Annotated in this window: 11 protein-coding genes; 5 read left to right on the top strand and 6 right to left on the bottom strand. The window is 43.5% G+C overall.

What is annotated here, in order from left to right; all coding sequences use genetic code 11:
• Positions 1–24: 24 nt before the first annotated feature.
• From DESGI_RS13705 to DESGI_RS13715, 3 genes are read right to left on the bottom strand one after another with little or no spacing between them, the layout of a single operon-like run.
• Positions 25–1,206: an ABC transporter permease gene (locus tag DESGI_RS13705; RefSeq protein WP_006523551.1), complete on the bottom strand. Its 1,182-nt coding sequence runs from the start codon at positions 1,204–1,206 to the stop codon at positions 25–27.
• Positions 1,203–2,045, bottom strand: coding sequence for an ABC transporter ATP-binding protein (locus tag DESGI_RS13710; protein WP_006523550.1), 843 nt, complete (start codon positions 2,043–2,045; stop codon positions 1,203–1,205). The genes DESGI_RS13705 and DESGI_RS13710 overlap by 4 nt, the downstream gene beginning before the upstream one ends.
• On the bottom strand, positions 2,042–3,343 hold the full coding sequence (locus DESGI_RS13715) for an efflux RND transporter periplasmic adaptor subunit (protein ID WP_006523549.1): 1,302 nt from the start codon (positions 3,341–3,343) through the stop codon (positions 2,042–2,044). The genes DESGI_RS13710 and DESGI_RS13715 overlap by 4 nt, the downstream gene beginning before the upstream one ends.
• Before the next feature lie 531 nt (positions 3,344–3,874).
• Between DESGI_RS13715 and DESGI_RS13720 the strand changes: the two genes are divergently transcribed.
• Positions 3,875–4,978, top strand: a complete 1,104-nt coding sequence (locus DESGI_RS13720; RefSeq protein WP_006523548.1) for a PdaC/SigV domain-containing protein — start codon at positions 3,875–3,877, stop codon at positions 4,976–4,978.
• Between the two features lies 1 nt (position 4,979).
• Here DESGI_RS13720 and DESGI_RS13725 read toward each other — a convergent pair whose 3' ends face one another.
• Positions 4,980–5,720 (bottom strand): AAA family ATPase, encoded by a 741-nt coding sequence (locus DESGI_RS13725; RefSeq protein WP_041285515.1) that lies wholly within the window; start codon positions 5,718–5,720, stop codon positions 4,980–4,982.
• Positions 5,721–6,417: 697 nt separating this feature from the next.
• Complete coding sequence (locus DESGI_RS13730; RefSeq protein ID WP_006523546.1) at positions 6,418–6,975, bottom strand: Uma2 family endonuclease; 558 nt, start codon at positions 6,973–6,975, stop codon at positions 6,418–6,420.
• 798 nt (positions 6,976–7,773) lie between these two features.
• Here DESGI_RS13730 and DESGI_RS26455 point away from each other — a divergent pair.
• From DESGI_RS26455 to DESGI_RS13745, 4 genes are all read left to right on the top strand, one after another.
• The gene (locus DESGI_RS26455; RefSeq protein ID WP_083939855.1) at positions 7,774–8,031 is read left to right on the top strand and encodes a DUF3795 domain-containing protein; all 258 of its coding nucleotides are present in this window, start codon (positions 7,774–7,776) and stop codon (positions 8,029–8,031) included.
• A gap of 57 nt (positions 8,032–8,088) precedes the next feature.
• Entirely contained in the window at positions 8,089–8,613 is a 525-nt protein-coding gene (locus DESGI_RS13735; protein WP_006523545.1) for a DUF3795 domain-containing protein, read from the top strand.
• A gap of 145 nt (positions 8,614–8,758) precedes the next feature.
• Positions 8,759–9,409, top strand: a complete 651-nt coding sequence (locus DESGI_RS13740) for a flavodoxin family protein (RefSeq protein ID WP_006523544.1) — start codon at positions 8,759–8,761, stop codon at positions 9,407–9,409.
• A 484-nt stretch (positions 9,410–9,893) separates the two neighbouring features.
• Positions 9,894–10,529, top strand: a complete 636-nt coding sequence (locus DESGI_RS13745) for a DUF3841 domain-containing protein (RefSeq protein ID WP_006523543.1) — start codon at positions 9,894–9,896, stop codon at positions 10,527–10,529.
• Between the two features lie 248 nt (positions 10,530–10,777).
• On the opposite strand, the gene DESGI_RS13750 is transcribed toward DESGI_RS13745, so the two are convergent.
• The gene (locus DESGI_RS13750) at positions 10,778–12,247 is read right to left on the bottom strand and encodes a Fic family protein (RefSeq protein WP_006523542.1); all 1,470 of its coding nucleotides are present in this window, start codon (positions 12,245–12,247) and stop codon (positions 10,778–10,780) included.
• Positions 12,248–12,550 lie beyond the last annotated feature (303 nt).

A 12,550-nucleotide genomic window follows, 5' to 3' on the forward strand; every position in this document is an offset into this window, starting at 1 on the left:
TTATCGTAAAATTTAATCTTTTGTTTAATCTCTCCGCAGTGCTTCGATGGGGTTCATCTTGGCCGCCTTGTTGGCGGGGAGCATGCCGAAAATTATTCCAATAGTGGCGGAGAAGGCAAATGCAATCAACATTGTCCACCAGGACACCAGGGGCGGCCACTTGGCCAACTTGGCGATCAGAAAGGCTCCTCCTACACCAAGCATCATACCGATTATGCCCCCAAGCAAGCAAAGCACCACCGATTCAATGAGAAACTGGGTCAATATATCCCTGCGCCTGGCCCCCAGGGCCATGCGGATACCGATTTCCCTGGTGCGCTCAGTGACGGAAACCAGCATGATGTTCATCACCCCGATGCCGCCCACCAAAAGTGATATCCCGGCAATGGCACCGATAATCAAGGTCATGATGCCGGTTATTTGGTTGGCCGACTGCATCTCTTGCTCCATGTTGTAACCGACGTATTGGGCGGAACTGCGATGCCGCCGTTCCAGCACCTTTACAGCCTGATCCATGGTTTCCTGCACCTTTTCCCTGGATACAGCGCTGCCTTCCAGGTTGTTTACATATATGCCGAACATGTTGTGCCAGGACCGGCTGGGAATAAATACTCTGGCCTCTTCCGAAAAGCCCATCATGGAGTCGCCCCTGGCTACCACGCCCACCACTAAAAATGGTGTGCTGCCTATACTCACTTTATTCCCCACGGGCTCAGAGCGGCCAAAAATTTTATCGGCCAGCGCCTCGTCCAGCACGGCAACCCTCCGGCCCAGAGAATCATCTCCCTGGCTGAAGAAATGTCCTCTTTTTATATTCAAATTTCTGATGTGCTCATAGTCCGAAGATACTCCCCAGACTTGCGCATATTTTTTGTCCTTGGAGCCTCTGACATCCTCCATGGTGGTGCTGTTGGCGGAAAGATGTGTTATTCCCGGCACCTTGTCTTTGAGCACCTGTACGTCACTAAGTTCAAACATCCTGCCGGTGGGCTGCTCTCCACTGCGCCAGTCCACATGGATGACAAAGATGTTGGTACCCATCTTTTCCATCTCCGCCATCAGCATGGCCCGACCTCCCTGGCCGATGGCTACTACCGCAATCACTGCGGCAATACCGATGATTATGCCCAGGGTGGTTAAAAAAGAGCGCAGCTTATTGGACCTGATACCCTCCAGGGCCACCCGAATACTCTCCAACAGGTTCACTGAGTTTCCCCCCTCCCGGTATCAGAGTCGGATACCGTTTGTGCATGAGGGATTGTCTCAGGAGACAGAAATACGCTAGAGGCGGACTTTTCCCCGGCCCGGCTTTCGTTTTCTTCCCCCGGCCCCAGATTTCTTAACTGTTCTACAGCATCCAGAGGGGTTTCCACCTTTTCGTCGGCCACCAGCCTGCCGTCCCTGAAGTGGATAATCCTTGAGGTGTGCAGGGCAATATCCCGCTCGTGGGTGACCAGCACTATGGTGGCTCCGCCCCGGTTTAAATCCTGAAAAATTGCCATGATTTCTTCCCCGGAGCGAGTATCCAGGTTGCCCGTAGGCTCATCGGCCAGCAGTACCGCCGGTTGGTTGACCAAAGCCCGGGCTATGGCCACCCTTTGCACCTGGCCTCCGGATATCTGGTTGGGACGGTGGTTGAGTCGGTCGGCCAGCCCCACCCGCTGAAGGGCAGAGGTGGCTCTCTTCACTCTTTCCCGGGCATCTATCCCGGCATACAACATGGGCAGTTCCACATTGCGCAGGGCGGTCATCCGGGGCAGCAGGTTAAAGTTTTGAAAAACAAAGCCTATTTTCCGGTTGCGCACCCTGGCCATGCCGGTATCATCAAGAGTGCTTATTTCAATGCCGTCCAGTTTATATGAGCCGGAGGTGGGAGTATCCAGACAGCCCAGGAGGTTCATCAAAGTTGACTTGCCGGAACCGGACGGCCCCATTATGGATACAAACTCGCCGCCCTTGACTTCGAGGTTCACGTCTTTTAACGCCGCCACCGGTTGCGCCCCGGTGCTGTATATTTTAGTTAAATCGGACACTTGAATCATCATGTAGTTCCTCCGGCTGCAGGCACATTATTTAATGCTGAAACTTTGGCGCCATCCATTAGAAAGTCACCCGGACTCACAACCACGGTGTCGCCTTCCTTAAGCCCGGATTTAATTTCCGTGTATAGTTCAACATTCAGGCCGGTTTCCACTGTTTTCTCCCTGGCAGTACCGTTTTCCACTACATAAACTTTACTTTTACCGTCTTTTTCCACCACAGTTTCATATGGTACCACCAGGGCCTTTTCTATATCCACCGTGGTAATGGTCAAATCAACGGTATAGCCCGTACGAAGGCCCTCGGAGTCACCGGTTATCCTGACAATCACCGGCACTTCGATCTGGCTGCCCTGATTCCCGGTTTGAACCAGGGCGCCGGGGGAAACACTGTGCAGTACCCCGGCATACTCACGGTCCGGCAGCGCTGCGGCAGTAACTATAACTTGCTGCCCGGTCTTCAACCTGCCGCTGTCCGCCTCGCTGACCCCGGCGGTTACTTCCACTTTGTCCGTATTTCCGATGGTAATAAGCCTGGTGCCGGGATTGACGTGATCCCCCTCGGCCACTTCCACGGCGATGACAACGCCGTCCATTTCCGCCGTGAGGGTGGTTCTATCAAGCTCCTGCTGGGCCAGTTCCATCTGGATGCGGGCCTGCTCCACCTGCGCTTCAAGGGAGGCCAACTCCGGGCCCGTGGGACCGGACTCCTTGATTTTCAGCCTGGCGTCAGCATTTTTGTATTCCGTTTCCTTTGCTATCAGCTCAAGCTCCGCTGCCTCCAGTTCCTGGGCGCTTATAGCATTCTGATCATACAGCTGTTTAGTTCTCTGGTATTTCTTTTGGGCGTTTTGGTAGTCGGCCCCGGCTTTTTTATAGTCGGCCCTGAGCTGAGCAATCTCCTCCGGCCGGGGATTAAGCGCGTTTTCCAGGTTGGACTGCTGCACCGCGTAGTTGGCTTTGGCGTTGCTAAGCTTGTCCCCTAGATCATCGATGTCTAAGAGCCCGAGCACCTGGCCCTTATGTACTGTTTCACCCGGATTGACATTTATTTTCTTCACCGTTGTTTCTTCGTAGCTGTAAAACTCCTGTTTTTCCACCAGCCTCACCCGCCCGGTGGCGAAAACATTGTCCTGAACGGGTTTTATCTCCGCCCGGGCTGTTTTTACAGGTATTCCTGCGGGTTTTTTGTTTTTAATGATGATGAAGGCAACAGCAGACACGACAAGGCCAAGGACTAGCGCCCCGGCCAAAAGCTTCTTCCACGACATTTTTGCTAACTTTTGTTTTAATGATGGTAACATTTGATCTCTCCCTTTATAACAAGTTACAACTAGCATTGAATATTGCTATGATAATATAAGACTAATCAATCACCGCCCCCTGAAAATATTCCCCCTAATACTTTAGACACAGCAAAAGACTGGTTTCTTTCAACCAGTTAAAATATTTTTTATATTTTTAGGAGATATTTGACCGTACGCATGGAAAAACTAAATTTAAATTCATTTACAATAACAATACTACTATAGCGACTGCACCGGGTAATTAGCCTATAAGCCTGTTTCTTTTGCGGAAAAGTAGTATTGCCTGAAATTTTTTCATTGTGGGTTCTACAAAACCAGTTTATTTATTTAATAGACGAAATTACATATCGTCAAGTTCCCAAGTTTACAGTTAATGAAATGGATAGCATGAGTGAGGGATTTTGTATCCCGTCTTAAAACACATTTTCATCATCAATATTTATTAGCATTCACTAATTTGGAACAATTAACAGCATTACATCGTCAAATATAATTGAGATTTGCACTTGTTAAAGGAGTATCAATATCATGACTAAAAAGGTTTTGGTTATGGGAGTTATTTTTATATTGTTTCTGTCTGTACAAGCATATAGCTTTGCAGCAATTAGCGATCAGCCTGCAATTGAGCTGGATGGTACTAAAATTAAAGCTGCCGCCTATATTGACGGAGGAAATATTTATCTGCCGTTGCGGGCTGTCAGTGAAGCACTCGGATATAAAGTACAATGGTCGGGAAAGGATAATCCCATATCCGTCTCCAAAACCGGGGAAAATATTATGATTGATTTGAAAAACTATACAATAACCGCAAATGACCATACTTATTATATGAGCGGAGATTATTTAGACAATGTGGCCAATAACGACACAACCGCCGGAAACACTACCTACATGGGGGCGAACTTTTTCTCCGAAAACTTTGCACTTAAAACTCGGTGGGACAGACAAAACAAAAAGGTCAAACTTGAAAGCGTAGCGGAAAATAAAATTACCATTAAAACAGTAAAAGAGGCTTCAGAGAACGAGGAAATTAAAATAACCTTGCAGTACCCGCAAATTGACGGGTTGCATGATAAAGCCATACAGGAAAATATAAACTCTGTTTTCAAAAAAGCGGCTGAAGATGCCAGGAATGAAGGACTGCAAAACGCGGACGAAATGAAAAAGGTCATGGCTTCCGGATATTCAGGCAGTCCCAATAAATGTGAAAGCTATTTTGATTACAGGCTGAAATATAATCAAAATGGTCTGCTGAGCTTGGTATTTATGGATTACCAATATACCGGTGGTGCCCACGGTATGACGGTGCAAAGCTCTTATACTATCGACCTGGAAACGGGCAAAGTATACAATCTTAAAGACCTGTTCAATAGTGATGCTGATTATGTTTTATATATCAGCAATATCGTCGGAAACAAGATCACTGAGGGGGTCAAGGAAGGGAGATTGTATGAAATCACACCCTTCAAAACCATTAAGGCCGACCAGGATTTCTACCTGTCCGACAATGCGGTGGTAGTTTATTTTCAACAGTACGAATATTTCCCGTATGCTGCCGGCATTCAGGAATTTCCGGTTGATTTTTCAGCATTGCAAGATATGTTAAAGCCTAATTTAGGCTTTTTGAAGTAATTCAGGGTGTTAAAAGCACCTTGAGCATTTTCTCTCTGTTGTTCATGAACTCCTTCATGATTATATAGTGCTCCGTCTCCTCGTACCGGACCGCCTCGAATCCATTGGCCGAAAGCTTGAAAATGGCCGCGTCCGGATAAGCCATGATAATCGGCGAATGCGTGGCGATGATAAACTGTGAGTCCTCCCGAACCAGATCGTGGATAAGGGAAATTAGAGACATCTGGCGCACCGGCGAAAGAGCAGCCTCGGGTTCGTCCAGGATATACAACCCTCTGCCGCCGAACCTGTTCATGAAGGTGGCAAAGAACGACTCCCCATGGGACTGCTCGTGCAGTGAACGCCCACCGTAGGAATCGATCAGTCCGTCGCCAATCTCTTCGATGTTTGTCGCCAAGTTGTAAAAGCTCTCCGCCCTTAGGAAGAAGCCGTCCCGGGGCTTTTTTGCGCTTTTAATCAGGCGTAAAAACTTATACAGTTTGGAGTGGGAATCCCGGGTGGAGAAATTAAAATTGACCGTCCCACCTTCGGGGTTGAACCCATAGGCCACCGCAACAGCCTCCAGGAACGTGGATTTTCCTGTCCCGTTTTCGCCAACAAGAAAGGTAACCCTTGGGTGAAACACCAGGGTTTCCAATGTGCAAATCGCAGGTAAGGAAAAGGGATACTGAGAAAAAGATGCTATTTGATCCCGCAAAAGCTTTATGCCGCGTAAGTATTGCCCATTATCACTTAGAGCCATAATAATACCCCACATCTCACCAATTAACGACAAGTAAAACATTAACGCCAAACTTTTTAACTTTAACAAGTCCCTCGCCGCGTTATTGTTAGGTACATTAATTTTAGTTGATTGGATACGAGCACAAAGGCATTCCCAATCAAAAAACAAACGCCATATTATGGGTTGTCTTTAACTGAATTGTCACATCCATTTTCATGGTGGATAGTAAGCGACTCATGCAGTCAACTCCTGTCCTGTTACTACTAACCCGTAAGCCAGCATATTCATAATGTGTGCAACTAACGTATTAATTATTGATAAGTTAAATGTAATATATAATATATACCCATTAGTTCCAGTATGTCCAATTTATCTGTCGCAAGGGTGAACTTCAATGTTTTAGGTAAAATTGATTCTATTTTTATTTCAGCATATTTATTACCACCGTCTAAAAAGACTTCATATGCATGATTCAACATGTTTTTTTTGAATAATATTTTATTATTATTTTTGACCCATACGTTGGGGACATTCCTCCGAAGGAGGTGTGTCCCCTATCCGCTAAACCTTATCGCACTTATTTCGAGTTTATCGCCGCTAAGACTCCCGCCTGTAGAGGCGGGAGTCTTAGCGGCGGTTAACGAGATCAATTCCTTTGCGTTTCGGCAATAATGTAATCAGCCATTTCAACGGGAAATTTAAAGTTGCAATAGCGCTACTGAAAAATGTCTTTTAGTTGTATTTGCAAGCCCTTTATTAGGGGAGATGTTAATATATCCTCATCATCATAAGATTGAAAGAGATTCCAGTTCTTCTCACCAGAAATAAAAACTTCAATAGTTTTATGATCGGGGTCTACTATCCAGTATTCCTTTACTCCATGCTTGTAATACATTTTACTTTTTTCAACCCTATCATTTTTGCCCGTTGACGGTGATAGTATTTCAACCACTAAATCCGGGGCACCTTGAACATTCATTTCAGTAATAATATTCAAACGTTCTATTGAAATAAATAATATATCCGGCTGAGGCTTTTCTGTATCTGATAAAAGAACATCTGTCGGGGCAATTAATACTTTGCCTAAATTATTATCATAAATAAATTCTGCAACTCTCCTGTAAATCTTACCAACTAACTCTTGGTGAAGTGTTCTCGGTGCTGGAACCAAAATTAATTTCCCCCCGATCAGTTCGTACTGGTTGTCGTCGTCAATTTTTAAATAATCATCATAGGTATACAACCTGTCGGTGTCAGTTTTTTCAGTTTGCATTTTTAGACCTCCTTTCATAAAGAAGACTTGGTTCAGGTGGGGTTTTGACCCATACGTTGGGACATTCATAAGTTGGGGATATTCATAAGTTGGGGACATTCCTCCGAAGGAGGTGTGTCCCCTGACCGCTAACGGAGGTGTGTCCCCTGACCGCTGATGGTGTGTCCCCTATCCGATAAACCTTAGTCGCACTTATTTCGAGCTTACAGCCTGTTTATCCCCGACCTAAGAGGGCGGGGTCTTATGGGTCTTATGGTACCATCAATGATTGTCTCAGCATCTTCCAACAAATCGGCAGTATAAATATTATTTATAATTTTATCCAAAATCGCTAATTCGTGAATACATCTACCTCATTGTCTCCGCCAAGCCAACACCCCTTCCGTATAATCTTTTACCCGTATTATACCAGATTCCCAGTTGGCTCAATACCCTGTTTGGATACCGAGAAACAGCCGGCCCTTGTGGTAAAACCAATATTTTGTAAAGCTTTTTTGTAAGGGCTTTTCAAAGCCGGCAGGCCGTTAATGGATTCCACAACCACGCTTTTAATGGATTAAACTCACGGGTTAAGAAAGTTTTACAAATGATAGCGATGAGGCAGGAGTTGACCCGTCACTTCTTTTTGCCGTTGGAGAAATGCCATGAGCTGTTCGACCATGTATGCGGACCAGGCGTATTTGGTCGCCAGCTGATTTACGAACGATTCCGTTGCCAGGTTTCTGCCTCTCCTAGAAAAGGACTTGTAAAATTAAAATCGAAAATGATTAGTAATTACACTTAAGAAACTGCCGGTTCATTAACGGCATATGCGCAACTTACGCCTGCGTGACCGGACGCGGACTCGACTTCTGCTTTGAGTGCCCGGAATTCCCCTGCGCCAAATTAAACCCAGCGGCAGACAGGGCCGACGTCCTACCGCATAATATCAAGCTCTTCAACCTGTGCTGCATCGAAAAACAAGGCCTGGCCAAATTTTTGGAAAAACTGCCCGAAATCAGGCAAAGATATTACCAGGGCAAAATGATAATCGGTAAGGGACCTCAACTTGAATAAGGCCCTTCAGGTAAAGATTGATATTCGATAATTATTAAGAAGGAGCGGAGAAAAATTATGGAAATGACTAAGGAAAGTCTTTGCATGCCAGATAAACGGCTTGCCGCCGTTTGCGGGTTATTTTGTCCCGCGTGTGGCTTATTTATTGGAACCAAAGAAGATCCGGCAAGGCTTGAAGAGATTGCGGGACGTCTCCAGCGCCCGGTTAAAGAATTAGAATGCCATGGCTGCCGGTCAGAAAAACAATGCTTTTACTGTCATGAAAATTGTAAAATGGCAAAATGCGCGGCTGAAAAAGGGATAGACTTTTGTAGCGAATGCACTGAATATCCTTGCGCAGAATTGAGAGTGTTTCAAGCCGAATTGCCGCATAGAATCGAGTTATGGAAATCTCAAGAACGCATCAAGGAAGCCGGATATGAAAAATGGTATATGGAAATGATTGAACACTACACGTGTCCCACATGTGGTACTTTAAACTCTGCCTATGACATGGCATGCAGAAAATGCGGCACAACTCCGAGTTGTAGATATGTGAATCTACATAAAGACAAAATCATACAACAACTGGCCAAGAGGTAGTTAACAGGTAATTATTGGATACAGGACCCGCAAGCTTTGAAACAAGCATTGTGATCGTTATGTCGTATTTTATTATAAAAACACTCATTGGACTAATAAAATGGTTTGTTATATGATTTAAAAAATATCAACCGGGGGAATTAAATTGAAAATACTTGGGATTGTGGGGAGTCAAAGAAAAAACGGTAATACTTCACGCCTAGTGATGAAAGTACTGCAGGGGGCCGAAAAAGAAGGAGCGATGACCGAACTTGTATTTTTGCACGATTATAAATTCGCCGGCTGCCGGGGTTGTGAAAAGTGCAGAGAGTCTTGCCAGTGTGTAATCAATGACGACATGCAAAAACTCTATCCTCTTTTGTTGGAAGCTGATGGCCTGGTGCTGGGTTCGCCCACTTATTTTTATAACGTGTCAGCGAATATGAAGAAGTTTATCGACAGGTGCTACAGCATGGAAGTCTTTGCTAAAGATGACCGCTCCTGCTGGGTTGGGATAAGTGAGGCTATGGGCGGCAAGTATGCTGTTGCCCTGACTGTTTGCGAACAGCATGACGAACACTACATGGGGTTTACTATGGAGGCATTAACAAGGCCTCTTGTAGACCTGGGATACAGGGTTATTGATACTGTAAAAGCGGTAGGTTTTTTAAAACCGGGTGAAGTCTCAGAAAATGCCGGTATACTGGAAAAATCCGTAACAGCGGGCAAAAGACTGGCCAAGACAATTAAGTTGAGAAAAGAGTTGGAAACAAAACTCCGTTCTGGCACGGCTTGGCCGCTGCTTAACCGGAATTAACAGTTCGCCGTAAAGCTATGAAGCAAGGCTCAAGCGAGACTTGGATATCCCGTCCCCTAGGCACCCCGGCCTAATATTGCCGTCTCAATATCAAACTTTTATAATCACCGGTAAAACCTATACTTTGTAAAGCTTTTTTGTAGAGGCTTTTCAGAGCCGGCAAGCCGTTAATGGATTCTACGACTATACTTTTTAATGGATAACTCACGGGTTAAGAAAGTTTTACAAATAATAGCGGTGGGGCAGGGGTTGACCCGTCACTTTTTGCCATTGGGAAAATGCAATGAAAAGGACTTATAAAATTATAATCGAAAATAATCATTATTATTGGGGAAGATATAGGTTAAATAGAAATTGGGATTGATGGCTTGGTGGAGGTTATTTTCTTTTTGGAATAAGGGTTGAGATTAGGTGTTAGCAATATATAATTAATAAGAAAAACCCACAGTATCGTTTAACTGTCAGCGACTCTGGGAGGATCTTTATGCGTTTGTGGACAATTCAACATTATTCAGCCTATGAGACAATGCTTGAGACCGGAATACTTGCTGCAAATGAAGAACATTTACTTTGTCAGGATGAACTTTGTCAGGATAACTTCCGATACGCTTATAATTGGATGTCGCATAAAATGATTGAAGCTAACATACTCCCACCTAACAAAATAATACATTATCCTGTCTGGGCCTGGTATCAATGGGAAGGAAAAAGAAAAAGGCGGGATATGAGAGAAAGCGGACATGCAATGCACGGAGAAAAGATTGTCCAATTAACGATTGAAGTGGATGACAAAGATGTTCTTCTTTCAGATTTTGATTTATTCCATTATCCTTTAAATTATTGGCATTTGCCTCTTGATGAAGCAGATGATGCTACCCTTGAAAGGGATTATAAAAATGCGGGCTTTACCTGGCATGACCTTAAAGATTTTCAAATTCAAAGCGAAGAAATGTTTCTGCTTAGAGCAAAAATTATAAAGAGTTGGGATCGTATTTTTGATTTAGATAGACAAGATGACGGTTGGTTATATGGCAGTAATGAAACAAAATCTATACAAGCAACCTTATGGCAAGTAAACCTTGAACAGGTTGTTAAAGCTGAGGTATTTATTGCGAAATAGAACTGCCCCCCAAGTTATACAGGCGGCGCACCATAAAAAAGCTGAGTGTGGCCACAACCACACCCCGCTTTTTCATGGCTTGCTGGAAACGGGATTGCGGGAGTAGGACCGTTTCCGGCAGGCCAGAGCCTCCAACAGGGCCATCAGAAAGCCCACGGGACACTTTGCCGCGAAGCGGAAAGTGTCAGAGTGGGTTCATACACTTCAAGGAAGTATATGATATCGTCTTAGGTACGCGCACTCTTCAGTTAAAGCTCATTTGCAATATAAGCAAGGACGGCCATAACAGATACTTCTATCTGCTGATTAATAGAGGAGATTAGTTCTGCGACTTCCTTTTCAGAAGACATTGTAAGGGGAGGGATGCCTAATGGGATATCTATATACTCCCTATGAACTTCTCTCTTCGCTTGGTTTTCCGCTCCCTCTAAAATTGCTTTTGAGAGAAATGCACCGAGGGCAAAAGTACTGTTGTCATAACCATAATGATGAAGAGATAATACTAAACGATATTTTTTTGTATCATCAATTTCAATAAACATCCGTCCCCAGCATTTGTTTAATGACAAATTTACATAATAATCAAAGTTATTGGCATAATCAATAATTTGTCTTGCATAGTAGTACGATTGGGGCTCATTGGGAGCGCAAAAGCCGATATCAATTTTCGCATTCAATTTTTGAGTTAAATCATCTTTATAATGCTCCATTTGAAGTTTTAATAATTCAAAAATATTTAGCATATTGCCAAGTATGCGCCTGTTTTGCTGTTCCGCTGCTGCAACTCGATAATCAGACAGCTTTTTACTAAGCATATCCAAAACATTAGCATACCCTGTTATACCTTCAACAGTCTTCCAATTGAGTGAACGTTCTATTGAAACAATTTGATTATTAGCAAAAACATCAATTATTGGTTGATAAATATGATTATCAGCACTTTCTAAAGCATCAATATATTTTGTCCTATCATCACGATCAATTGAAAGTGGAAATAAGCCTTCCTTTATAAGAACAAAACTTGCTAACAAGCGTGCAATACGACCATTTCCGTCTTGAAATGGGTGTATCCGGACAAAAGCGTGATGAAGGAAAGCTGCTTTAATTAAAACATGTAAATTCTTAAGCTTTTCGTTAAATATATTAAGTAAATTGTCCATTTCAGCGTCAACATGCTCAGGTGGACAATAGCTATAAATTATACCATCTCTCATGGGGTTATTGGGGTGTTGTTTAAACTGCCCTTTAAGCAAGGTCACTTTTATATGTTTGCCGAACTGGTCAATTGCATCTGTCAAATCTTGATGCTGGGTAATTAAGCTATGCAGTTCTTTGATGTAACCAACACTCAATTGCCGATCATTTTTTACAAAATCGAATATAAAATCAATAGCATCAAAATTATCCCGAAGATAATCCATAAGTAAACTCGGTGCAATATCTGTGTCTCCATGCTGGAGATATGAATCTACAAAACCTTCTTTTATAAAAGTTTCTGTTACACCTTTTTTCAGGTCATACATTCTTTCAATAATACCCGTATCAATAGCTTGTTTTCTTTTTAATTGGTCGATAAAACGCCGATATTGTTCAGGGTGTTTATTAAGTTCTTTACGTCTTCTTTCCCAAGAGGGGTAGATATTGTCAAATTTTTCTGTTTTAACATCATTCCATTTGGGATCAAATTCTATTGGGTTCCAAATACTCTTATTCCGCATTTTCCTACCCCTTTTCTTATAATTTTCGTATCAATATTTACCTTTGTTATTATGATGGGATTAAAACGATATTATTGCAAATTTTCAATGTAGTATTATACAATATTTTCCTCAACATCACAACCCTATCCCACTTCGGGCCAAGTTGGCCCGAAGTTACTTTTTGCCCCGCAGACCATCTAAAAGTATCAGAAATATCACGGTAATTGAAAGGAGGCAGTGCCATACAGAAAACAGACCGTTGCATTGTCCGCAACGAAGCCTATCAGAAGAAAAGTATCTCTATTCGGAAGCGTCATAACG

Source organism: Desulfoscipio gibsoniae DSM 7213 (assembly GCF_000233715.2).
GTDB classification, from domain to species: domain Bacteria; phylum Bacillota; class Desulfotomaculia; order Desulfotomaculales; family Desulfallaceae; genus Sporotomaculum; species Sporotomaculum gibsoniae.